This is a genomic window from Rhizobium sp. BK619 (assembly GCF_014195245.1).
Taxonomy (GTDB): domain Bacteria; phylum Pseudomonadota; class Alphaproteobacteria; order Rhizobiales; family Rhizobiaceae; genus Rhizobium; species Rhizobium acidisoli.
Genome location: NZ_JACIBH010000009.1, coordinates 140506 through 163740 on the forward strand (window position 1 = coordinate 140506; position 23235 = coordinate 163740).

Consider the following 23235-nt stretch of genomic DNA (forward strand, 5'->3'; position numbering starts at 1 on the left):
GTTCATTCGGCGTGCGGCGCTGGATGAATGAAAGGCCAGGGACTTGCCTCGGATCCCTTTTCGATCGGGACCTCGATGAGCACGGGTTCGTCGAGAGAGAGGGCCTTCTCGATCATTGCTTTGAGTTCGCCGGGGCTTGTCACCTTGAATGCGCGGATACCGAAGCTCTCGGCAAGCGCGACAAAATCCGGATTGGTGAGATCCGAGCCGAGATAGCGGCCCTGATACGCCTGCTTCTGATCGCGCAGAACATTGCCATAGGCCGAATTGTTGAAGACGATAGCGACGACAGCGATCTTGTGCTGGACGGCGGTGGCAAGCTCCTGAACGCCGAACATGAAGCCGCCATCGCCGGAAACGGAAACAACCGCTTTATCGGGATTGGCGACTTTCACGCCCAAGGCGGTGTTGAAGCCAAAACCCAGATTGTCCTGATAACCGCATGTCACGTACTGACGCGGGCCGTAGACGGGGAAGGCAAAACGGGCGGTAAAGCCTATCTGGCTGACTTCCTCGACGAAGAAGCCGTCTGTCGGCAGAGCCTGACGAATGGCATCGAGATAGGCAAGCTGCGGCTGTACTTCCGAGAACCGGGATCTGGCGTCTTTGTTGAGGTCGGCGAATTCGCGGGTGCGATCATCGCGTCGGGCGCCTGCCAATGCATCGATCAGAGCCTGCGTTCCCGCCTTGGCATCGGCGACGATGCCGACACGGGGCTTGAGGCGGACCATTTCGGTCGGATCGATATCGATGCGGATGATCTTGAGATCCTTCGGAAGCCATTTCCAACGCATGAACTGCAGTTCGAGCCGGCTGCCGATGCCGATCAGAACGTCGGTCTTCTTCCAATATTCATAGGCGGCGACGAAGTTCAGATAGTTCGGGTGGTCGTCGGCGACGTTGCCCTTGCCGGAACGATGGGAGGTGACGGGCGATTGCAGCAGTTCCGCAAGGGCGGCGATCTCGGCGCCGGCATCCACCGCACCGCCGCCGACCATGATCATCGGATTGCTGGCGCCCGCTATCAGCGCTGCTGCGGCAGCGATCTGATCGGCGTTGACGGCCGGGTGAGGGGCTCTCTTGCCTAAGGGAAGATCGACTTCGGGGCCGGATTGACCAAACACGTCCCATGGGGCTTCGACCGCTCCCGGCCCCTGGCGGCCGGAGAGCATTTTGTTAACAACCTCGGCCATGACAGGGCCGGCCTCGGACGGATGATTGATGCGTTCCGCCGTCTTGGTAAGCCCGCGCATTGTCGCGAGTTGATCGGGCAGTTCGTGCAACTGCCCTCTGCCCTGGCCAATCAGGTGGGACATGATGTTGCCGGTGATGCAAAGCACCGGCGCGTTGGCGCCGTAAGCGGTGCAAAGCGCTGCCCCGGAATTGAGAACACCCGGGCCGGGGACCACGGTATAGGCGCCGATCCGGCCGGTGGATTTGGCATAGCCATAGGCCATATATCCGGCGCCCTGTTCGTGCCTTGTGTGAATGAACCGAACCTGGTCACGGGCGCCGTAGAGGGCATCGTTGAAATCGTACATGTGGGCGCCCGGGATGCCGAACACCGTGTCGATCCCATGGGCGACGAGCGAACGGGTCATCGCCTGGCCGGTCGTTTCCTTCTTGCTCATCTCAAGCAGCCTTCAGCGCGAAGTGCGGTCACGATTGCGCCGGCATCGGCCGGCTGCATGCCCGCAAGGTTCATACGGCCGGAATCGGCCATGTAGATGCCGTGTTTGGCGCGCAGCGCCGCAGCCGTTTCTTTCGACATGGAGAGATTGGAGAACAAGCCGCGCTGCCGGCTGATGAAGGCGAGATCCGGCGCAGCGGCGGCGATCGCCGCGCGGTTGCCGTTGACACGCTCGCACATCTCCTCGAGTTCGGTACGCCACATTGCCGACATTTCGGGGCTTTCGAGAATGGTTCTGACGATCGCGGCGCCATGATCGGGCGGCATCGACCAGTTCACACGGGCAAGTGCGGCCATATTGCTTTCGGCCTTGCCGATGTCGTCGGCACTGCGGGTCATGGCGTAAAGCGCACCGACGCGCTCGCGATAGAGACCGAAATTCTTGTCGCAGGAATAGGCGATCAGCGCCTCGTCGACCGCGTCGAGGATCATGCGGGTCGGTGCAGCGTCCTGTTCGAGACCGTCGCCAAGCCCCTGATAGGCAAGATCGATGAACGGCACCAATTTGTGCGCAACGAGGAGTTCAGTAATCTCTAGCCACTGCTCCATGGTGAAATCGATACCGGTCGGATTGTGGCAGCAACCGTGAAGGAGGACGACATCGCCTTCCGCAGCGGAAGACAGGGCGTCGACGACGCTTTCGAATTTGACCTGTTGCGACGTCAGATCGACGAAGGCGTAGTCCTTTACAGCCAGGCGCGCCGAGGCAAAGATCGGCGCGTGGTTCGGCCAGCTCGGGGTCCCCAACAGAACCTTCGCCGACGGATTTGCCGTCTGGATGAGCTCGGCGCCGAGACGCAGCGCGCCGCTGCCGCCAGGTGTCTGAATGCCGACAAGGCGGTGATCGAACTTCGGCGATTTGCCGAAAATAATGGGCTGTAGCAGGCGGACGAATTGCAGATCGCCTTCCGGGCCGAGATATTTCTTGCTGTCCTGGGTATCGAGAAGAAACTGCTCCGCTGCCTTCACGGCTCGCATCACCGGTGTGCGGCCCATGGCGTCGCGATAGACGCCGACGCCGAGGTCGATCTTTCCGTTGCGCTCGTCGGCCTGAAAGGCCTTGATGAGGGCAAGCAGGCTGTCGGCTGGTCGGTTGTTCAGTTTCTCAAACACAAGTCCACCTCCGTTTTATCCAATGGCTGGAGATTAACGGAAGTTCCGCGGCGATTTTATGCGATTATCTGCCTAATGCGATATCTGGATGCAGACATTCTGCGTAATCTGGCTATAATATGCCGAAATTCTCCTTCTTTCGGGTGAGTCATGCTTGACCAGTTCGATATCAAATTGCTCGCCGCTCTCCAGCAAAACAGTGAAGTGACGCAGGGTGAGCTGTCGCAGAAGGTCAATCTCTCCGCGACCCAATGCGCCCGCCGTTTGGAAAGGCTGCGCAATGAGCAGTACATCCAGAGCGTCGTTGCTATCCTCAATCCTGCAAAACTGGGCTTTGCCGTCGTCGCTCATACCCTCGTCAGCTTGCGTGCGCATACGGAAGGCGGAAACGAGCGGCTCCATCGTTTCATCGAAACCGCGCCGGAGATCCTGGAGTGTTATTCGCAGACGGGGGATGCCGATTTTCTGATGAAGGTGATGGCGCGCGACCTCGACCATCTCAGCCAATTTCTCGAAAGAATGATCCGGGTCACCGACAATCTGGCCTCGGTCAAGTCAAGCATCGTCCTCAAGACGCTGAAAAAGACGACCGCTTTGCCGCTGCAGATCGTGACGTGAGAACGGAGCATGATGCCGAAAAGTGTGAGCGGTTTTCGCGCGACATCATGCTCTGACTTTTTAATTTAGAACAGATTCAGATTTTAGGCCGATCCGGCCTAAAATCTGAATCCTGTTCTAGCCATTCTCATCTGAGGTAGTGGATATGCGGGCGCGAATGATGGGGCGAGGCCTCGATGCGGGCCTCGACGGAAAAGACGTCGCGCAGAAGGTTCTCGCTCAGCACGTCTTCAGGCGCGCCCGAGGCGACGATCCTGCCCTGCTGCATGATAACAAGCTCATCGCAGAACATGGCGGCATGGTTGAGATCGTGCAGGGCGACGATGCTGGTGATCGGCAGGCCGGAGACGAGCCGCATCAGGCCGATCTGGTGCTGGATGTCGAGATGGTTGGTGGGTTCGTCGAGGATCAATTCCCTAGGTGACTGGGCGAGCGCCCTGGCAATATGGGTGCGCTGCTTTTCGCCGCCCGACAGGTTCTGCCAGCGATCGTCGCGCTTCTCCGCCATGCCGGCGCGGGTGAGTGCCGCTTCGACCGCCTCTTCGTCGGCGCTCGTCCAGCCGGAGAACATCGAGCGATGCGGAAAGCGGCCGAGCTTGACCACATCGATAACCTTCAGATTGGCATTGGTCGTCGCATGCTGCTCGACGAAGGCGATGCGCCGGGCGATCGAGCGGCGGCTAATCGAGCTGATATCGCTTCGGTCGAGCGTAACCCGGCCGGAATGCGGCCGCTTCAGCCCGGCGAGAAGCCGCAGCAGCGAAGTCTTGCCGGAGCCGTTCGGACCAAGCAGGCCGAGCATCCGGCCCGGCCGCGCCTCCATGGAAACGCCGTCCAGAATGGTTTTTTTGCCAATTTTCCAGGTGAGGTTGTCGGCCTTGATGCTCATGACGCGCGCTGGAACCGGTAGAGGATGATCGAGAAGAAGGGAACGCCGACCAGCGCCGTGACGACGCCGATCGGCAGGATCTGGTTGGGAATGAGGGCGCGCGCGGCAATGTCGGCGAGCACCATGAAGATCGCTCCAGCGATGGCGCAGGCCGGCAGCAGGCGGATATGCAACGGCCCGACGACGAAGCGCGCGACATGCGGCACGACGAGGCCGACAAAGCCGATCGAGCCGACCATGCTGACGATCGTCGCCGTCATCATAGCAGTCAGCGCGAAGAGCACCATGCGGGCGCGGCCGACATTGACACCGAGCGAGGAGGCCGCCTCGTCGCCGAAAGCGAAGGCGTCGAGCACGCGGGCATAAAACAGACAGGCGGCAAGGCCGAGGCCGACGACAACCGAGACCAGCGCGAATTCCGGCCAGCGCACGCCGCTGAAACTGCCGAGCAGCCAGAACATCACGTCGCGGGCCTGCTGCGCATTGGCCGAGGTGGTGACGATATAGGAGGTCGAGGCATTGAAGAGCTGCGAGGCAGCCACGCCGGCAAGGATGGTGCGGTCCGCGCCGCCGCGGGTGCCGTTCGAGAGCAGCGCCACGAAGAAGAAGGCGGCGAAGGCGCCGGCAAAGGCTCCTGATGACAGCGACACCGCACCCGCGCCGAGCCCCAGAATGACGATCGCCACGGCGCCGGTGGAGGCACCGGCGGAGATGCCGAGCACATAGGGTTCGGCAAGCGGATTGCGCAGCAGCGACTGCATGATGGCGCCCGACAGCGCCAGGCCCGCGCCGCAAAAGGCGGCGACCAGCGCCCGGCTCAGGCGATAATCCCAGATCACCGTTTCGTGGATCCGGTTGAGCTCGACCGCGGTCCAGCCGAGCCGGTTGGTAACGGCCGAAAACGTGGTCGCCAGCGGAATCGGCAGGTCGCCGATCCCGACGCTGACGCCGATGGCGACAGCGATGAGACAGAAGGAAGCCAGGAGCAGCGCGGCGACCGCTCCCAACTGCCGGAGCAGACGGCCGGCGTCGGTCACTTCAGCAGACCGAGGGCCTTCAACTGCTCGGCCACCTGTTCGGCGCCGTAGATCGTCCGAATGGTCGGGTTCATCGCCTGGCCGTCCATGACGACGAGCGCCTTGTTCTTCACGGCCGGGGTCTGGCTGACGGCCGGATCGGTGTTCAGGAAGTTGATCTTGGCCTCGGGCTTGTCGAGTTCCCAGCGGTTACGGTCGAGGCTGGCGACGACGATGACGTCGGGGTTCGCGGCGATGACGCCTTCCCAGCCGACGGTCGGCCATTCTGCTTCCGCCGATATCGCATTGTGGCCGCCGAGCAGGTCGGCGATGAAGCCGGAGGCGCTGTTCTTGCCGCCGACATAGGCATCGGCCGACGGGCTGGGGCTGGAGAACCAGAAGACGTAGGAGAGGTTCTTGCCGTCCTTGGCAACGCTCCCGCGAAGCTTGGCTTCACGCGCCTTGAAATCGGCGATCAGCGCCTGGCCGCGATCGGCGACGTCGAAGATCTCAGAAAGCTCATCGATCTCCTTGTAGAGAAGATCCATGTTCCACAATTCGGCGCGGCTGCCGTATTGGTCCTTGACGTCCTTGGTGCTGAGGCAGGTGCTCGGCGAAAGATAGGTGGCGACGCCGACCTTGTCGAAATCCTCGCGCTTGGCGATTTTGCTGTTCGGGCCGACCAGGCTTGGCAACGCCACCGCCACGAAGTCGGGATTTTCGGCGAGCATCGACTCGAAGGTCGGCATCTCCACGGTCAGAAGCTTGACCTTGGCATTGGCTTCGGCCAACTGCGGCAGCACCTTACTCGGCCAGAAGGCGGTGCCGACCATCTTGTCCTGAAGGCCGAGCAGCAGCAGGATTTCCGCGCTGTTCTGGCCGAGGCCGATCGCCCGCTCGGGCGCCTTCTTGAAGGTCACCTCAACGCCGCAGTTTTCCAGCGTCAGCGGGTAGGTCGTCGAACCGGCCAGAGACGGCGTTGCGGCAAGACCGATCAGGGCGGAAAGGCCGCAGGCGGCCAGAAGCGATTTGAGGCTGGTCACGTAGAAATCCCGGTGCGTGAGTGTATGCGGCCGGGGTATAGCCTCAGAAACGACCGGAAAACAAGACCAAATAAATCAACTTATCTGGAAAAGTCGACACGACTCGACAAGTTGCCGGGCAACGTGCCGGATCCATCCAATCGCCGCGGCGTTTGGTAAAACCTCAGACGTCAGCTCAGTTTTCCCACGAGCTTCGCATAATCCGAAAATGTCGGCTGTTCGCCTTTCCCGGCGGCCTCACCGGCGAGTTGCAACACCCGGATGGGAAACAGGATCGCGGCGCGGTTGGCGCCCGACAGCTCATGATCGTCGTCCTCCTCGATTGCTCTTTGAGCTTTCGACAGCGCGGCGTTGATTTCCCCGCGCGTGAGCACGTCCTTGTCGACGATTGCGTCGCAGATCGACGTCATCGCCATGATCAGCCCTTTGAGCTGCAGATTGGCCGTATTCATGAGAACTCCAATAAAAACGGGTGGCCTCTAATCCGGTTGGACTGGGCGGATCGTGTCGACCGAGACCATGCCCTCGACGATGCCGCGCTTGATATCGCGTCTGTTCCGGTCGATCTCTATGACAGTATAGAGCTTGTCGTCGCGGAAGGCACTGGCATTGGCGGTCGTCACATCCTCGGCGGGAGCCGCATCCACTTCCATGAAATCGAGTTCGCGCGCGGCGGCGACGATCCTGGCGTCACCCGGCGTTCTGGCGGCCACGACGACGATGCCGTGGCCGGGGGCATTGTCCCATCTCGGATCGTCGGGAGCGGCGATCGGTGCCAGCCGGTAGATGTTGAGCATCTCGCCGCCCGTTTCGGGCGAGGCTTCCGCTGCCGCATCCTGCATTTGCGCCTGGCTCTCGGCCGACCTTCCGAAGGTGGTCGGGCTGGTTGCGTTGTTGATCTCTTCCTTGCCTGTTCTTGAGACGTTCGACATGTCGCTCTCCATTATCAGGACGGAAACGACGGCTGGCGCGGAACTGTTCCCGTCTGCGCGAAAAACCGCAGATCGCCTCGAGAGGGTTTGAAATGGGCGCTGTGGATTCATGCAGCTAGCAAGTTCATTTTGAATGACAAATGATGATAAGCTGTGTGTGGGATCACCCCATACCATTTTCTGCGTTGAGCACTAAATTACCAGTCGTCGAAGAGGGGGATTTTCGTGAGCAACCAAACCAGTGAACGCGCGCGCGACAGCGTCGCGGCAGACAGCCTCAATGGCCATGACCACAAAACCATGGCATTCGATGACGCCAGCGCGCTTCTGGAGGTCCTTGTTGCGGTCCGGCGCGGTGACTTTTCCGTGCGGATGCGATCGGATCTGACCGGCGTCACCGGCAAGATCGCCGATGCCCTCAACGACATTATCGCCGGCAATCAGCGCATGGCCCAGCAGCTGGAACATGTCGGCCAGGTCGTCGGCCGGGATGGGCGCACGAGCACGCGGGTACGCTTCGGCCTGTCCGACGGGTCCTGGTCGGAGATGGAGGGATCGATCAACGGCCTGATCGACGATCTCCTGTGGCCGACGACGGCCGTCACCCGCACGATCACCGCAGTCGCCAAGGGTGATCTGCTGCAGACAGTGCCGCTCGACGTCGACGGACGGGCTCTCAAGGGCGAGTTCCTGCGATCGGCCGATATCGTCAACACGATGATCAAACAGCTGAGCGTCTTCACCTCCGAGGTGACGCGCGTTGCCCGCGAGGTCGGCACGGACGGAAAACTCGGCGGACAGGCGCAGGTGCCTGCAGTGACCGGCGTCTGGAAGGACTTGACCGAAAGCGTCAACTCGATGGCGTCGAACTTGACCGCGCAGGTCCGCAACATCGCCGAAGTGACGATCGCGGTTGCCAACGGCGACCTTTCCAAGAAGATCACCGTCGACGTGCGCGGCGAAATCCTGCAGCTCAAGGAGGCCATCAATACCATGGTCGACCAGCTGCGCTCCTTCGCTTCAGAAGTGACGCGTGTTGCCCGAGAGGTCGGCACCGAAGGCAAGCTCGGCGGCCAGGCGCTGGTGCCGGGTGTCGCCGGCACTTGGAAGGACCTGACCGACTCCGTCAACGCCATGTGCGGCAATCTGACGGCCCAGGTGCGCAACATTGCCCAGGTGACGACGGCGGTCGCGCGCGGTGACCTGTCGCGCAAGATCACCGTGGACGTCTCGGGCGAAATCCTGGAACTGAAGGAAACCATCAACACGATGGTCGACCAGCTCAACGGCTTTGCCGGCGAGGTGACGCGCGTGGCGCGTGAAGTCGGCACCGAAGGGCGGCTCGGCGGTCAGGCGCAGGTGCCGGGTGTCGCCGGCACCTGGAAGGACTTGACCGACAACGTCAATTCCATGGCCTCGAACCTCACCGCGCAGGTGCGCAACATCGCCGAGGTGTCGACCGCCATCGCCAATGGCGACCTGTCGAAGAAGATCACGGTGACGGTATCGGGGGAAATCCTCGAGCTGAAGGAGACTATCAACACGATGGTCGATCAGCTGAATGCCTTTGCATCGGAAGTCACCCGCGTCGCCCGCGAAGTCGGCACCGAGGGCCGGCTCGGCGGCCAGGCCAATGTGCGCGGCGTCGCCGGCACCTGGAAGGATCTGACCGAGAACGTCAACTCGATGGGCGGAAACCTGACGGCACAGGTGCGCAACATCGCCGAAGTCTCGACCGCCATTGCCAATGGCGACTTGTCGAAGAAGATCACCGTCGACGTGAAAGGCGAAATCCTGGAACTGAAGGAAACCATCAACACGATGGTCGACCAGTTGAACGCCTTCGCTTCGGAAGTCACCCGTGTCGCCCGCGAAGTCGGAACCGAGGGCCGGCTCGGCGGCCAGGCCAATGTGCGCGGCGTCGCCGGCACCTGGAAGGATCTGACCGATAGCGTCAATTCCATGGCTTCCAACCTGACGGGGCAGGTGCGCAACATCGCCGAAGTCGCCACCGCCGTCGCCCAGGGAGACCTGTCGAAGAAGATCACCGTCACCGTGTCGGGCGAGATCCTCGAGCTGAAGGAGACCATCAACACGATGGTCGATCAGCTGAACGGCTTTGCCGGCGAGGTGACGCGTGTGGCGCGCGAGGTCGGCACAGAAGGCCGGCTCGGTGGCCAGGCCAACGTGCTCGGCGTCGCCGGCACCTGGAAGGATCTGACCGACAGCGTCAATTCGATGGCGGGCAATCTGACGGCGCAGGTGCGCAACATCGCCGAGGTCTCGACCGCGATTGCCAATGGCGACCTGTCGAAGAAGATCACCGTTTCGGTCTCGGGGGAAATCCTTGAACTCAAGGAAACGCTGAACACCATGGTCGACCAGCTGAACCGCTTCGCCTCCGAAGTGACGCGCGTCGCGCGCGAAGTCGGAACCGAAGGCAAGCTCGGCGGTCAGGCGCAGGTGCCGGGTGTCGCCGGCACCTGGAAGGATCTGACCGAGAACGTCAATTCCATGGCTTCCAACCTGACGGGCCAGGTGCGCAACATCGCCGAAGTGACGACCGCCGTGGCGCGCGGCGACCTGTCGCGCAAGATCACCGTCGACGTGAAGGGGGAAATCCTCGAACTGAAGAACACCATCAATACGATGGTGGACCAGCTCAACGCCTTTGCCGGTGAGGTGACGCGTGTCGCCCGCGAAGTCGGCACCGAAGGCAAGCTCGGCGGCCAGGCGCAGGTTTCCGGCGTCGCCGGCACCTGGAAGGATCTGACCGACAGTGTCAACTCGATGGCCGGCAATCTGACGGCGCAGGTGCGCAACATCGCCGAGGTGGCGACCGCAATCGCCAATGGCGACCTGTCGCGCAAAATCACCGTCGACGTGCGCGGCGAAATCCTGCTGCTGAAGGATACGTTGAATACCATGGTCGACCAGCTTCGCTCCTTCGCCGGTGAAGTGACGCGCGTGGCGCGCGAAGTCGGCACCGATGGCAGGCTTGGCGGTCAGGCCGTCGTTCCCGGCGTTGCCGGCACCTGGAAGGACCTGACCGACAACGTCAACCTGCTCGCCGCCAACCTCACGACCCAGGTTCGAAACATCGCCGAAGTCACGACCGCCGTGGCGCGCGGCGACCTCTCACGCAAGATCACCGTCGACGTGAAGGGGGAAATCCTCGAACTGAAGAACACCATCAACACCATGGTGGACCAGCTCAACGCCTTTGCCGGCGAAGTGACGCGCGTCGCCCGCGAAGTCGGCACCGAAGGCAAGCTTGGCGGCCAGGCGCAGGTGCCTGGAGTGGCCGGTACCTGGAAGGACCTGACCGACACCGTCAACGTCATGGCTGCCAACCTGACCGAACAGGTGCGCGGCATCGTCAAGGTGGTGACGGCGGTGGCGAACGGCGACCTCAAGCAGAACCTCACCGTCGCCTCCAAGGGCGAGGTGGCGGCGCTCGCCGAAACCATCAACAACATGACCAATACGCTTGCGACCTTCGCCGATCAGGTGACGACGGTGGCTCGAGAGGTGGGCGTGGAAGGCCGTCTCGGCGGCCAGGCGAATGTTCCGGGCACGGCCGGCACATGGAAGGATCTCACCGGCAACGTCAACCTGCTTGCCGCCAACCTGACGACGCAGGTGCGCGCCATTGCCGAGGTGGCGACCGCCGTCACCAAGGGCGACCTGACGCGCTCGATCAAGGTCGATGCGCGCGGCGAAGTCGCCGAGCTCAAAGACAATATCAACACGATGATCGACAACCTGCGCCTGACGACGGAGCGCAACACCGAACAGGACTGGCTGAAGACCAACCTGGCCCGCTTCACCAACATGCTGCAGGGCCAGCGCGATCTGACGCTGGTCGGCAAGTTGCTGCTGTCGGAGCTGGCGCCGCTCGTCAGCGCGCATCAGGGGGTGATCTACCAGGTCGACGCCGATGAGGAACAGCCGTTCCTGTCGCTTCTGTCGGTCTATGCGCAAGGGGTCGAGGCGGCGCATCCGCCGCGGCTCGATTTCGGCCAGGGACTTGTCGGCCAGTGCGCCAGTGATGCCCGCCGAATCCTTGTCACCGACCTTCCCGAGAATGTCGTTCCGATCAGTTCCGGCGTGTTCACGACCCTGCCGCGAAGCGCGATCGTGCTGCCGGTGCATTTCGAGGGGCAGGTGAAAGCGGTAATCGAGCTGGCCTCCGCCGGCGAATTCACCGAGTTGCAGCTGTCCTTCCTCGACCAGCTGACGACGTCGATCGGTATCGTCCTCAATTCGATCGAGGCGACCATGCAGACCGAAGGCCTGCTCAAGCAGTCGCAGAAACTCGCCGCCGAGCTGCAGACGCAGCAGCGCGAGTTGCAGCAGACCAACGAGCAGCTCGGCCAGAAGGCGCAGCAGCTCGAGGAACGCAACGTCGAAGTCGAGGCGAAGAACCAGGAGATCGAGCAGGCCCGGCGCGCGCTGGAGGAAAAGGCCACCGAGCTGGCCCTGACATCGAAGTATAAATCCGAATTCCTCGCCAACATGTCGCACGAGCTGCGCACGCCTTTGAATTCGATTCTCATTCTCGGCCAGCAGCTCGGCGAAAACCCCGACGGCAATCTGTCGGGCAAACAGGTCGAATTTGCCAAGACGATCCACGGCGCCGGAACCGACCTCTTGAACCTGATCAGCGATATCCTCGACCTGTCGAAGATCGAATCCGGAACGGTTTCGGTCGATGCCGAGGAGATTTTCGTCAGCAACCTGCTCGAGGTGATGGCCCGGCCATTCCGGCACGAGGCGGAAAACCGCAGCCTGTCGTTTGCGGTCGAGATCGGCGGTGATGTCACGAAGAGCATCATCACGGATTCGAAGCGGCTGCAGCAGATCCTCAAGAACCTGCTGTCGAACGCCTTCAAATTCACCGCGCAAGGCGGTGTGACGCTTCGCGTCGCGTTGGCAGCGAGCGGCTGGTCGCCGGATCATCCGTCGCTCCGGCACGCGCCTTCGGTCATCGCCTTCGAAGTCGTCGACACCGGCATCGGCATCCCGCCGGAAAAGCAGCGCATCATTTTCGAGGCGTTCCAGCAGGCGGATGCCTCGACGAGCCGCAAATATGGCGGCACCGGTCTCGGGCTGGCGATCAGCCGCGAACTGGCAAACCTCCTGGGCGGCGAGATCCAGCTGCGCAGCACCCCGGGCGTCGGCAGCACTTTCGTCCTCTATCTGCCGCTCACTTATGTCGGTGCCGGCGCGGTCGCGCCGAAGTCCCTTCCATCGGCCAATGTCGTGGAGTTCGCCGAGGCGGCGGCGAGTCGCCGCGCCGAGAAGACCATCGAACATGTGGCAGACGATCGCCACCAGATCGCGGCCGGCGATTCGGTGCTTCTCATCGTCGAGGACGATGCGCATTATGCCCGTGTCCTGGTCGATCTTGCCCGTGACAGCGGATTCAAGGTTCTGGTGGCGATGCGTGGCAGCGATGCGCTGTCACTCGCGCAGGACTACCGGCCGGCGGCGATCTCGCTCGACATCTTCCTGCCCGATATGCTCGGCTGGACGGTGCTGAGCCAGCTCAAGCAGAATCCGCAGACGCGGCATATCCCGGTGCAGATCATCAGCCTCGACGAGGATCGCCAGCATGGGCTGACCCGTGGCGCCTTCGCCTTCATGAGCAAGCCGACGACGCCAGAGGGCCTCGGCAAGGCGCTGTCGCGTTTGAAGGCCTACGCGCAACCACGCCGCAAGCATCTGCTGCTGGTGGAAGACAACGAGGCCGAGCGGCTGAGCGTCACCGCGCTTCTCGGACATGACGACATCGACATCACAAGTGTCGGTTCCGGATCGGAAGCGCTTGCCGCCCTCAGGCAGGATCCGCCGGATTGCGTGGTGCTCGACCTTTCGCTGCCTGACATGTCAGGCTTCGACGTCCTGGAGCAGATACGCGACGACGCCGAGATCGGTGAGGTGCCGGTGGTCGTCTTCACCGGCCGAGAGCTTTCCCCAGAGGAAGATGCGACGCTGCACAGCATGGCCCGAAGCGTCGTCGTGAAGGGCGTCGAGTCTCCGGAACGTCTTCTCGATGAGACGGCTCTGTTCCTGCACCGGGTCGTCGCCGACCTGCCGGCGGCAAAACAGGCCACCCTGCAGGAACTGCACAGCTCGGATGAGGATCTCGTCGGCGAAACCGTGCTGCTCGTCGACGACGATGCCCGCAATATCTTTGCGCTGAGCAGCGTGCTGGAACGCCGGGGAATGCGGGTGCTGACGGCCACGACCGGCAGCGAAGCCATCGACGTCATCTACAACGAGCCTTCGGTGGCGATCGTGCTGATGGATATCATGATGCCGGGAATGGACGGCTACGAGACGATGCAGGTCATCCGTTCGGAGCCACGGTTCCGGCGGCTGCCGATCCTGGCGCTGACGGCCAAGGCGATGAAGGGCGACCGGGAGAAATGCCTGGAAGCGGGCGCATCCGATTACCTGGCGAAGCCGGTCAATACCGAGCAGCTTCTGTCGGCGCTTCGCATGTGGCTGCACCGCTGAGGATCCGATCATGAACCCCGTCAACATCCTTCTCGTCGACGATCAGCCTGCGAAACTACTGAGCTACGAGGTCATTCTCGAAGAACTCGAGGAAAACCTCATCAAGGCGCAATCGGCGCGCGAAGCTTTCGAGCACCTGCTGCGCACCGAAATCGCCGTGATCCTCGTCGATGTTTGCATGCCGGAACAGGATGGCTTCGAGCTTGTCGGCATGATCCGGCAGCATCCGCGCTATCAGAACACGCCGATCATCTTCGTTTCCGCGGTGATGCTGGCCGAACCCGACCGGCTGCGCGGCTATGCGGTGGGCGCCGTCGACTACGTCTCCGTCCCGATCGTGCCCGAGGTGCTGAGAGCCAAGGTCAGGGTCTTTGCCGATCTCTATAGGAAGACGCGAGAACTCGAACGGCTGAATGCGGAACTGGAGGCTCGGGTTCGCCAGCGCACCGCCGAACTCGAGGCCTCGGCCGCTCAGCTGCGGCAGCTTAACGAGGAGTTGGAGCACCGGATCGATCAAAGGACGCGGGAGCGCGAGGAGGCGCTGGCGCAACTGTTCGAGGCGCAGAAGCTCGACACGATCGGTCACCTGACGGGTGGGGTGGCGCACGACTTCAACAATCTTTTGATGGCGGTGCTCGGCAGCCTTGGGCTGCTGAAGAAGCGGCTTCCGGCGGATGAACGCAGCGAACGTCTGCTGACGAATGCGATCCAGGCGGCCGAGCGCGGCACGGCGCTGACCCAGCGACTGCTTGCCTTCGCCCGCCGCCAGGAGCTCAAGCCGCAGGCGGTCGATTTCCTCAGACTGTTCGAAAACGTCGAGGATCTTCTCGCCAAGGCGGTGGGGCCGCGCATCGAAATCCACAAGCGCATTCCGGCGGATCTGGCGCCGCTTCTGGTGGATAGCAACCAGCTGGAGCTGGCACTGCTCAACCTCTTCGTCAATGCCCGCGATGCGCTCGAAAGCGGCGGCGCCGTGACGGTTGCCGCGGCAGCGGCCGAAGAGGCTCGGCCGGCCGGTCTCGCCGGCGGCAATTACATCAGGATATCGGTGTCGGACGATGGCGAGGGCATGGATGAGGCAACCGTCGCTCGCGCCGCTGAACCGTTTTTCACCACCAAAGGGGTCGGCAAGGGTACCGGCCTCGGCCTGTCGATGGTGCATGGCCTAGCCGCGCAATCCGGCGGCTCGATCCAGATATCGAGCGCGAGGGACAAGGGCACCACCGTATCCCTTTGGCTGCCCGTCGCCGAAGCCTTCGTCAAGACGCAGCCGGCCGTCGAGCCTCCTGCAACGGAAGCCTTAAACCCGGTGTCACGGCCGCTCGCCATTCTCGTCGTCGACGACGATGCGCTTGTCCGGACGGGAACTGTAGCGATGCTGGAGGATCTCGGACACCTGCCGCGCGAGGCGTCTTCCGCCTCGCAGGCCCTGGAATTCCTCGCCGACGGACGAGATTGCGATCTCGTCATCACCGATCATGCGATGCCCGGCATGACAGGCGCCGAGCTTGCGCGCCACCTCCGCTCGGCCTTCCCGGGCCTGCCCATCATCCTCGCCTCCGGCTATGCCGAATTTTCCGAAGACCACGGCCTCGGACGGATGCTCCGGATGACCAAGCCCTTCACCCAGGAACAGCTTCAGGCGGCCATGGACAAGGCACTCTCAGGCAAAGTCGCGGTCGCGTGACGGTCGAAACGCAGCGGCGGGGTGCGGTCGAAATCTTGGGATGAGGTTGAACCCGAATGGGTGAAAGTGGATCATTTCCACCTGTTATTTTCCTGCCTTCCAGGAGACGATGAGAAAGTATGAAAAGCTATCTATTTTATTATCTCTGGGGTTTATCGCCAAAGCCGCCTCATCAAAATCCCTCGAGCCACTCAGAATGTAAACTGTCTTGCATCTGCCGAGAGTGTCTACCGTAGGGTCGCAAAATGTCACATGGCGACGTTCTATCCTCAAATCCTCGTTTATAATCTTGCCGACGTCCGACAAAATTTCCTTTGCATGAATGTCTGGATTTCTAATGTAAGAACTGCCGTCAAAGTTTAAGCTCTTTGTAAGCCTTAACGTCCGCTTGCTTCCGTCGCACTCCACAACAAGTGCCGCGTCAGATGACGTTTTTCCAAAGCCGGGGCACTTAATTTCGACGGAGTCGAGCGATTTTATAGAAAAACTCTCTGGCAGATGAGGCGTATACAGCCCGAGTACAAGCAACATCGAGGCAAAGCTGAAAGTGTGGACCATCGTCTTCATCTTCGCATCACGGCTGATCGCTGTGCAACATAAACGCTGCCTTCAAATTTAGTGCCCGAAGCTTTCACCATGCCACTGTTTGCCCTTTGAACGGCAACGCTTCATCAATTTTCTTCCCGATCGATTTCGTCCATGCGTGCTTTGAGCCGTTTCCAGACATCTTCGAGAGGCTTGGCCTTGGTGGGGTCGGCCTTGTGGGCATCATAGGTGGCCACAACTTCCGTTCGCAGCCAATGCTCGACAGCATTCTCGCGTTCCTGCAAAGCTCGCAGGCCCTCGCGTATGACTTCGCTTTCCGAGGCGTAATCCCCGTCGGACACCCGTTGCTTGACGCGCTTCGCCATTTCCACCGGGAGTGTGATGCTCATCTGTTGCGTCGAGCGCATCGGCTGACTCCTCTTTTGCAGGATAATTATAGCACGCAGTAGGATAAAATCCTGCTCGCGATGGGATGGAGTCCTACTCTTTCCAGTATTTGCTCAGGCGCCCATTATGGCGTCCGCGTGCGGACGAAACTTTTTGCTCCTGCAAAAGTTACTCAAATCCCATGCTCTTCACGAAGGCTTTCCTTTGACCAATATGACGTTCGGTCCCGCATTCACTGAAGACGGTATGCTGTTTCGGCTCTGGGCACCCCTGCATGAAAGCGTGTCGTTGAAAATCGAAGGCGCCGATCCGCGGCCGATGCAGGCGGTGGGAGATGGCTGGCATCGATGCACGGTTCCGAATGCCCATGCCGGCACGCGCTATCGCTTCGTTCTGCCGGACGGTCTTGAAATTCCCGATCCTGCGTCGCGGTTCCAGCCACAGGATGTGCACGGTCCGAGCGAAGTGGTCGACCTGTCCTATCGCTGGAAGACGAGTGACTGGACCGGCCGGCCATGGGAGGAGATGGTCGTCTACGAGATGCATATCGGCTGCTTCACGCCGGAGGGGACTTTCACGGCGGCGATCGAGCGGCTCGATCATCTGCGGGAACTGGGTGTCACGGCGTTGCAGATCATGCCGGTCAGCGAATTCCCCGGCCGTTACAGCTGGGGTTATGACGGCGTGTTACCCTATGCTCCGGACAGCAGTTATGGCCGGCCGGAAGATTTCATGGCGCTGGTCGATGCGGCGCATCAGCGTGGCATCTCGGTGTTCCTCGATGTGGTCTACAACCACTTCGGGCCTGACGGGAATTATATCCCTTCCTATGCGCCGCTCTTTACCGACCATCACAAGACGCCCTGGGGCCACGGCATCAACTATGACGGCGACGGATCGCAGATGATCCGGGAATTTGTCATTGAGAACGCCATCTACTGGATCACCGAATTCAGGCTCGACGGCTTCCGCTTCGATGCCGTTCACGCGATCAAGGACGACAGCGACGAGCATCTGCTTCACGAACTTGCCCGCCGCGTCAGGGCGGCGGCCGGCCACCGGCACGTTCATCTGATCGTCGAAAACGAGGAGAATGACAGCGATCTGCTGAAGCGAGACGAAAAAGGCGAAGCGAAGCTGTTCACCGCCCAGTGGAACGACGACGTCCACCATGTGCTGCATATCACTGCCACCGGTGAAACCTTCGGCTATTATGCCGATTACGCCGGCGACGCCGGCAAGCTCGGCCGGGCGCTGGCGGAAGGCTTCGTGTTCCAGGGCGAGCCGATGCCCTATCGGGGGGCAAGCCGCGGCAGGCCGAGCGGTCACCTGCCGCCGACGGCTTTCATCTCCTTCATCCAGAACCATGATCAGATCGGCAATCGGGCGCTGGGCGACCGGGTCATGGCGTCGAGCCCGGCCGACGCCGTCAAAGCCATCATATCAATCTACCTGTTGGCGCCGGAGATCCCGATGCTGTTCATGGGCGAGGAGTGGGGCGCTGTAGAGCCTTTCCCGTTTTTCTGCGATTTCGACGAGGAGTTGAATGAGAAGGTCAGGAAAGGCCGTCGCGAGGAGCTTTCGCGTTTGCCGGGCTTCGACGCCGAAGACCTTCTCGACCCGACGGCGCCATCGACCTTTGCTGCGGCCAAACTGGATTGGTCGAAACGCGCTTCCTCCGAGATCCTCGATTTCTACAGAACGTTGCTCGATGTCCGGCACCGGAAGATCGTTCCTTTGCTGAAAGGTGTGACGGCGGGAAGCGCCGTCCACCGCTCGACGGGAAATGCGATCGCAGTGGATTGGACTCTTGCGGAAGGCCGGCATCTTCATCTGCGCGCCAACCTCGGCGACGAGGCGGCGGCGCTCGATTCACAACAGCAGGACGATGAGACGATATTCCATCTCGGCGGACGCGACGGCGGCGATCTGGCGCCCTGGGCAGTGATCTGGAGCCTGAGCCAGGCGTGACGACGCTGGGAGGAAAGGGTCGAATGATGAAATCCGCAGAGCTCGACAAACTCGCCCGCCGCCACGGCATCAGCCCGACCAGGCCCAGCCCGGAGAACCGGGAAGTGGCGATTTCGGCCGTGACTAAGCGCAAAATACTCTCGGCATTGAATATTGAACTGACGACGGACCAAGAGCCCGGCGCGCTACGGCGGAAGGCGAAGCCGGATGGCAGGAAGATCCCGGTGTCGTTTCTGCCGGATTTCCTGTCCGACACACGCGTCTGGGGCATGAGCCTGCAGCTTTACGAGCTCCGTTCGGCACGCAACTGGGGCATAGGAGACTTCCAGGATCTGGCCGATTTGGCCGATCTGGCGGGATCGCTGGAGGCGGATTTCATCGGCCTCAATCCGCTTCACGCGCCGTTCCTCGCCGATCCCGACCGCTGCAGCCCCTATGAACCGTCAAGCCGCCAGCATCTCAACCCGCTCTATATTGCGGTCGATGAGGTGCCGGGGTTTACCGGCAATCCCGAACTCGAACAGGAATTGGAGCGCCTTCGCCAATCCGATCTCGTCGATTACATCGGGGTCGCCCGGACCAAACTTGGAGCCCTTCGTGATCTCTGGTCGGCGCGGCGACAACGCCGTGTTGATGACGAGGCCGATTTCGACGCATTTGTCGCGCAAGGCGGCGACAGCCTGCGGCTGCATGCGCTGTTCGAATGCCTCTCCTCTTCCATGGTCGAGCGCGGGGCGGGTGCCGGCTGGCAACATTGGCCGGCCGAGTTCCAGCGCTTCGACAGCGCCGCTGTCGGCGATTTCGAACGCGAGCATGCAGATGACGTTCGCTTCCACATGTGGCTGCAATGGCTCGCCCACCGCCAGCTGATGCAGGCGGCGGATCGGGCCCGCAAGGCCGGCCTCAGGATAGGGCTCTATCTCGATCTTGCCGTCGGGGAGGCGGTCGACGGCTCGGCGACGTGGAGCGAGCCGGATATCTATGTCTCGCAGGCAACGATTGGCAGTCCTCCCGATCCATTCGCCGTCGACGGGCAGGACTGGCACCTTGCCGGATACCTTCCGTCCGAAATTGCCGGAGGGAAGATGTCGCCTTACCGGCGCATGGTCGGCACCGCCATGCGCTACGCGGGCGCCATTCGCATCGACCACGCCCCGGCGATCCGCCGCCTTTTCCTGGTTCCGCTAGGCAGCAGACCGGACAGCGGCGCCTATGTCCGCTATCCCGAGGACCGGCTGCTGCAGATCCTCGCCGAGGTTTCCGCCGGACATCGATGCCTTGTCATCGGGGAGTCCCTCGGAATGATTCCCGAAGGCTTGCAAGAGGATCTGGCTACTGCCGGCATTCTCTCCTACCGGATCCTTTCCTATGAACAGGATGAGAAGGGCTTCAAGCCCGCCAATGCCTATCCGGTCCTCGCGCTCGCCTGCATTTCGACGCATGACCACCAGACGCTTGCCGGCTGGTGGCGCGGCGCCGACATTCAGGATCGCTGTGAACATGGTATCGTGCCGCCCGATCTCACCGAAGAACATCTCAAACACCGCAAGCGCGAGCGGAGATATCTGAAAGCGGTCTTCAACGCCGCTGGCCTCGACGTGCCGCCCCGGCTCATGGCGGCGCGGGCAAGCCAGGAAGCGTTGCAAGATCTGACGGTGAGCGCCTATCGTTTCATTGCGCGCACTCCATCGCTTCTGACATCGGTGCGGCTTGCCGATCTCACCGACGAGAAAGCGCCGACCAATATTCCGGGCACCAGCGACAGCTATCCGAACTGGAAGCCGAAGCTTTCGGTTTCGCTGGAGGATCTGCTGTCGGTCCCGCTGCTCAAGCGCGTAACGGCGGCGATGCGGGAGGAAAGGCCGCGCTTCGCCTCCGCGGCGCGAATGGAAATCGATCGGGGACGGAACGAATAGGAAGCCGGCGAATTTTCATCAAATAAGGACAGGGAAAGCCGAGATGAGGGCCTATCCGCTGTCGCCGCTTTAAATGCGGCACGACCAATATGATGGAAACAAGATCATGACGACCGCATTCATCCTTATCGCATTGGCCCTGATCATCATCTACGCCGGCCCGACGTTGCTGTTTTTCTGCGTCGGCTATGCCGATTATATGCTGGAGCGGCGAAGACACATGATCGCGCTGAAGCACGCCGTGAGGCGTCGCAGCGACGAGCTGTAGAGCAATTCCAGGAAATCGCCGAACCCCGGCTGGGGAAACGGAGCTGGAGGCAGGTCCGAACCCGCCTCCAGCTGCTGGAGCGTCAGCTTAGTCGTTCGCCGTGACCTTGACGCCAAGGACCGACGGAATGGTGTTCGGCGCGCCCATGGCCGCGCCGATGATCATCGGAAATGGAACGGGCTTTTCCGGTGCTGCGCTGACCGTCAGGTTCTTCGGCCCGTCGAGATAGGTGTTGACGGCAGCCGCTACCTGGTTCTGCAGCTCCGGCAGGTTGAGCTGCGCCATCATGATCGGCACAAGACCTTTCAGCGATTGCGTCAGCTGGTCGCCTGTGACGCCCTGCTGGGCGCCGGCATAGTCGAGTGCCTTCTTGGTGATCGAGGCATCGTCGAAACGGATCGAGGCGCTGTTGAACGTCAGCTGCTGCATCAGTGCCAACATCGCAAGGCCGACGGCCTGGTTGGCCTCTTCCTTGTTCGGATTGGCCTCGGCGGTCTTCACCGCCTCCTGCAGCGACTTGACGAAGGCCAGCGTGTAGCCGGAGAAGTCGACGGCGATATTCAGCCGGCCGATATTCTTGAAGTCGAAAGCGTATTCGTCGACAGCGATCTTGCCGCTATCGACTTCCCAGCTGCCCGTCATCGTCACCGTGCCGTCGATCGTGGCCAGCCCGAGTTTCTCGATCGCGTCCTTCGCGCTCGCATCCTCGACCTGCGACAGGTCGGCTCTAAGGCCGGCGACATTGGCGTCATAAGTAAAGCCGCCATCCTGGCGCTCGAGGTTCGACTCGATGCCCTCGATGGCAAACACGTCCTTGCCCTTGACGTTGAGAGCGATCGGCCCGGTGCTGACCGTTTCATAAAGGAGGATGTCGTTTAGCGTCTCGCCCGTGGCATTGGCCGGAATCGTCAGGCCGGCGATCTCGATGTCCTTTGCGGAAAAGCGGCCTTCTTCCTGGCTCATGTCGATATCCGGGAAAGAGACGGTTTTGGCGTGATAGCCGCCGCCTTCGGTTTCCTCGACGCCCTCGAAGGTCAGCTCGCCGATCTTCAAAGTATCGCCGGGCAGGCTCGCAGATCCCACCTGGATACCCGTCGCGGTTACCGTATCGCCATCGACTTCAGCCTTTTCGAAGGTGATGACCGTGCCGCCGGCACTGGTAGCGGCATTGAGCTTTTTCATCATATCAGCGCCGTCAAGCGCGAAGGAGGGGCCGGCGAGGGCCAGGAAGGCAGTGCTTGCCATCATTAGGCGGAGATTGCGCATATGCTTCATGAAAATATCCTTATGGAGTAAGTAGACGTCGGGTTGTGAAATTCCCGGACCTATCCGCCTGCTCTGAAGGCCCGAGAGCTGGGAGGGATGTCGCGGTTACATCTGGCCGCTAATTCGGTGGTGAGGAGGTCAGGCACCGCCGGAGCTGTCGGGCCGAGGAGATATAGCTGGCCTTCCCTAGCGGATGGTCGGCGTGATTTTCTCCAGCATGGGTCGTTTTGCGGCTCATTCTCAGACGTAGAGTGTATTCCCTCGATTCTTGCAACCCTGAAATTCCGCTGCCACCTGAAGCCGCTCAGTCCGCATTTTTAAAACTAATATATTTGTATTTTAGTGTGGACGGCCGCTGGCGGATCGCGATAGGACCGTGGTTGCAGATGCTGGTCAGCGCGCTTGCGGTATCGAACGACCGATATGGCTTGGGCTGCACTCATCGATCAGGAGAAGTGGAATGCAGCCCGGTCACACAGGCCTTGCCGTCTGCATGATGGTGGCGGCCGCCTTTTTGAACAGTCTCGACGCAATCATCGTGCGCTCGCTGGCCGGCGATGTGCATCCATTGATGATCGGTTTTTTCCGGTCGTTTTTCGGGCTCCTCGCCGTCTCGCCGTGGATCGTGTCTCGCGTTGGTCTGAGAGCCTCTCCCTACCGGGTCCTGCATGTCGTGCGTGCGGGCCTGAAGCTTGCCTCGCTGGTTGCTTTGTTCATCGCCTTTGCGCATGCGCCACTGGCCGATGCCACAGCGATCAATTTCACCATGCCGATGTTTCTCGTACTCGGTGCGTGGCTGGTGCTCAAGGAGCGTGTCGGCGTTTCCAGCGTCGCCGGCATCGTGGCAGGCTTTATCGGCGTCATGATCATCATTCGCCCTGGGGCGTCCGGTTTCGACCAATGGCTGCTTTTTGCGCTGGCGGGAGCGGTCTTGACGGCGGCCAGCCAGTTGATGCTGCGGCGAATGGCGTTGAGGGACAGCGCGGACCGGCTGGTTGCATGGAACCTGATCACGACGGTGCCGCTTGGCCTGATCGTCATGCTGCCGGTTTGGTCGATGCCGAGTTGGAGCCAACTCGGGCTGCTCGCCATGCAAGGGGCACTCGGGGCATTTAACATGACGCTGATCACCCGCGCCTTCGGCATGGCGGCTGCAAGCGTTCTGGCGCCGCTCGACTTTCTCCGGCTGCCGGTGGTGGCGCTGATGGCCTTTTTGTTTTTCTCGGAAATTCCTGCGCCCCAGACGTGGATCGGCGCGGCAGTCATCATTGGCGCAACCATCATCGGCACGGGCGGTATGGCGTGGAGACGGAAGCCGCCGGTCGATAAGAGCTGACGAATTTGAGAAAGGGGGTTCACAAAAATTCT

The 23235-nt window shown here is 61.4% G+C and carries 17 protein-coding genes; 7 read left to right on the forward strand and 10 right to left on the reverse strand.

Translation table 11 applies throughout. From position 1 onward, the window contains the following. Positions 1-2: 2 nt before the first annotated feature. Both FHX14_RS18405 and FHX14_RS18410 read right to left on the reverse strand, forming a co-directional pair. A complete protein-coding gene (locus tag FHX14_RS18405) occupies positions 3-1631 on the reverse strand; it encodes a thiamine pyrophosphate-dependent enzyme (RefSeq protein WP_184378020.1) in 1629 nt (542 codons plus the stop codon). Beyond that, a complete protein-coding gene (locus tag FHX14_RS18410; RefSeq protein WP_184378021.1) occupies positions 1628-2803 on the reverse strand; it encodes an amino acid aminotransferase in 1176 nt (391 codons plus the stop codon). Before FHX14_RS18410 ends, FHX14_RS18405 begins: the two co-directional genes overlap by 4 nt. Before the next feature lie 150 nt (positions 2804-2953). Between FHX14_RS18410 and FHX14_RS18415 the strand changes: the two genes are divergently transcribed. Next, on the forward strand, positions 2954-3421 hold the full coding sequence (locus FHX14_RS18415; protein ID WP_003591275.1) for an Lrp/AsnC family transcriptional regulator: 468 nt from the start codon (positions 2954-2956) through the stop codon (positions 3419-3421). A 127-nt stretch (positions 3422-3548) separates the two neighbouring features. Here the strand turns inward: FHX14_RS18415 and FHX14_RS18420 are convergent, their stop codons facing one another. From FHX14_RS18420 to FHX14_RS18440, 5 genes are all read right to left on the reverse strand, one after another. Beyond that, positions 3549-4310: an ABC transporter ATP-binding protein gene (locus FHX14_RS18420; RefSeq protein WP_184378022.1), complete on the reverse strand. Its 762-nt coding sequence runs from the start codon at positions 4308-4310 to the stop codon at positions 3549-3551. Continuing rightward, complete coding sequence (locus tag FHX14_RS18425; RefSeq protein ID WP_184378023.1) at positions 4307-5347, reverse strand: iron ABC transporter permease; 1041 nt, start codon at positions 5345-5347, stop codon at positions 4307-4309. Before FHX14_RS18425 ends, FHX14_RS18420 begins: the two co-directional genes overlap by 4 nt. After that, on the reverse strand, positions 5344-6369 hold the full coding sequence (locus FHX14_RS18430) for an ABC transporter substrate-binding protein (RefSeq protein WP_184378024.1): 1026 nt from the start codon (positions 6367-6369) through the stop codon (positions 5344-5346). Before FHX14_RS18430 ends, FHX14_RS18425 begins: the two co-directional genes overlap by 4 nt. A 170-nt stretch (positions 6370-6539) precedes the next feature. Next, complete coding sequence (locus tag FHX14_RS18435; RefSeq protein ID WP_183690434.1) at positions 6540-6821, reverse strand: hypothetical protein; 282 nt, start codon at positions 6819-6821, stop codon at positions 6540-6542. Positions 6822-6848: 27 nt separating this feature from the next. Further along, positions 6849-7301: a hypothetical protein gene (locus FHX14_RS18440; protein ID WP_246713413.1), complete on the reverse strand. Its 453-nt coding sequence runs from the start codon at positions 7299-7301 to the stop codon at positions 6849-6851. 225 nt (positions 7302-7526) lie between these two features. Between FHX14_RS18440 and FHX14_RS18445 the strand changes: the two genes are divergently transcribed. Both FHX14_RS18445 and FHX14_RS18450 read left to right on the forward strand, forming a co-directional pair. Beyond that, on the forward strand, positions 7527-13826 hold the full coding sequence (locus tag FHX14_RS18445) for a HAMP domain-containing protein (RefSeq protein ID WP_184378026.1): 6300 nt from the start codon (positions 7527-7529) through the stop codon (positions 13824-13826). Positions 13827-13836: 10 nt separating this feature from the next. Then, entirely contained in the window at positions 13837-15513 is a 1677-nt protein-coding gene (locus FHX14_RS18450; protein WP_184378027.1) for a response regulator, read from the forward strand. 84 nt (positions 15514-15597) lie between these two features. On the opposite strand, the gene FHX14_RS18455 is transcribed toward FHX14_RS18450, so the two are convergent. Together FHX14_RS18455 and FHX14_RS18460 are read right to left on the reverse strand one after the other, a co-directional pair. Continuing rightward, a complete protein-coding gene (locus FHX14_RS18455) occupies positions 15598-16080 on the reverse strand; it encodes a hypothetical protein (protein ID WP_184378028.1) in 483 nt (160 codons plus the stop codon). Between the two features lie 104 nt (positions 16081-16184). Beyond that, the gene (locus FHX14_RS18460; RefSeq protein ID WP_184378029.1) at positions 16185-16466 is read right to left on the reverse strand and encodes a type II toxin-antitoxin system ParD family antitoxin; all 282 of its coding nucleotides are present in this window, start codon (positions 16464-16466) and stop codon (positions 16185-16187) included. Between the two features lie 193 nt (positions 16467-16659). On the opposite strand from FHX14_RS18460, the gene treZ reads away from it, so the two are divergent. The 3 genes from treZ to FHX14_RS18475 all read left to right on the forward strand — a co-directional run bounded on the left by treZ (position 16660) and on the right by FHX14_RS18475 (position 20601). After that, on the forward strand, positions 16660-18417 hold the full coding sequence (treZ, locus tag FHX14_RS18465) for a malto-oligosyltrehalose trehalohydrolase (RefSeq protein WP_246713418.1): 1758 nt from the start codon (positions 16660-16662) through the stop codon (positions 18415-18417). Positions 18418-18443: 26 nt separating this feature from the next. Continuing rightward, a complete protein-coding gene (malQ, locus tag FHX14_RS18470; protein ID WP_184378162.1) occupies positions 18444-20333 on the forward strand; it encodes a 4-alpha-glucanotransferase in 1890 nt (629 codons plus the stop codon). A 106-nt stretch (positions 20334-20439) separates the two neighbouring features. Next, positions 20440-20601 carry a hypothetical protein gene (locus tag FHX14_RS18475; protein WP_003591297.1) on the forward strand — a complete coding sequence of 54 codons (162 nt, stop codon included), beginning with the start codon at positions 20440-20442 and terminating at the stop codon, positions 20599-20601. Between the two features lie 87 nt (positions 20602-20688). Here the strand turns inward: FHX14_RS18475 and FHX14_RS18480 are convergent, their stop codons facing one another. Beyond that, positions 20689-21876 (reverse strand): hypothetical protein, encoded by a 1188-nt coding sequence (locus FHX14_RS18480; protein ID WP_184378031.1) that lies wholly within the window; start codon positions 21874-21876, stop codon positions 20689-20691. Positions 21877-22327: 451 nt separating this feature from the next. On the opposite strand from FHX14_RS18480, the gene FHX14_RS18485 reads away from it, so the two are divergent. Then, on the forward strand, positions 22328-23203 hold the full coding sequence (locus tag FHX14_RS18485) for a DMT family transporter (RefSeq protein WP_184378032.1): 876 nt from the start codon (positions 22328-22330) through the stop codon (positions 23201-23203). Positions 23204-23235 lie beyond the last annotated feature (32 nt).

Coding starts and splice junctions, on each gene's coding strand:
- FHX14_RS18435 (WP_183690434.1), bottom strand. CDS start 6,821: ATGAATACGGCCAATCTGCAGCTCAAAGGGCTGATCATGGCGATGACG.
- malQ (WP_184378162.1), top strand. CDS start 18,444: ATGAAATCCGCAGAGCTCGACAAACTCGCCCGCCGCCACGGCATCAGC.
- FHX14_RS18475 (WP_003591297.1), top strand. CDS start 20,440: ATGACGACCGCATTCATCCTTATCGCATTGGCCCTGATCATCATCTAC.
- FHX14_RS18420 (WP_184378022.1), bottom strand. CDS start 4,310: ATGAGCATCAAGGCCGACAACCTCACCTGGAAAATTGGCAAAAAAACC.
- FHX14_RS18405 (WP_184378020.1), bottom strand. CDS start 1,631: ATGAGCAAGAAGGAAACGACCGGCCAGGCGATGACCCGTTCGCTCGTC.
- FHX14_RS18455 (WP_184378028.1), bottom strand. CDS start 16,080: ATGAAGACGATGGTCCACACTTTCAGCTTTGCCTCGATGTTGCTTGTA.
- FHX14_RS18450 (WP_184378027.1), top strand. CDS start 13,837: ATGAACCCCGTCAACATCCTTCTCGTCGACGATCAGCCTGCGAAACTA.
- FHX14_RS18485 (WP_184378032.1), top strand. CDS start 22,328: ATGCAGCCCGGTCACACAGGCCTTGCCGTCTGCATGATGGTGGCGGCC.
- treZ (WP_246713418.1), top strand. CDS start 16,660: ATGACGTTCGGTCCCGCATTCACTGAAGACGGTATGCTGTTTCGGCTC.
- FHX14_RS18480 (WP_184378031.1), bottom strand. CDS start 21,876: ATGAAGCATATGCGCAATCTCCGCCTAATGATGGCAAGCACTGCCTTC.
- FHX14_RS18460 (WP_184378029.1), bottom strand. CDS start 16,466: ATGCGCTCGACGCAACAGATGAGCATCACACTCCCGGTGGAAATGGCG.
- FHX14_RS18415 (WP_003591275.1), top strand. CDS start 2,954: ATGCTTGACCAGTTCGATATCAAATTGCTCGCCGCTCTCCAGCAAAAC.
- FHX14_RS18440 (WP_246713413.1), bottom strand. CDS start 7,301: ATGTCGAACGTCTCAAGAACAGGCAAGGAAGAGATCAACAACGCAACC.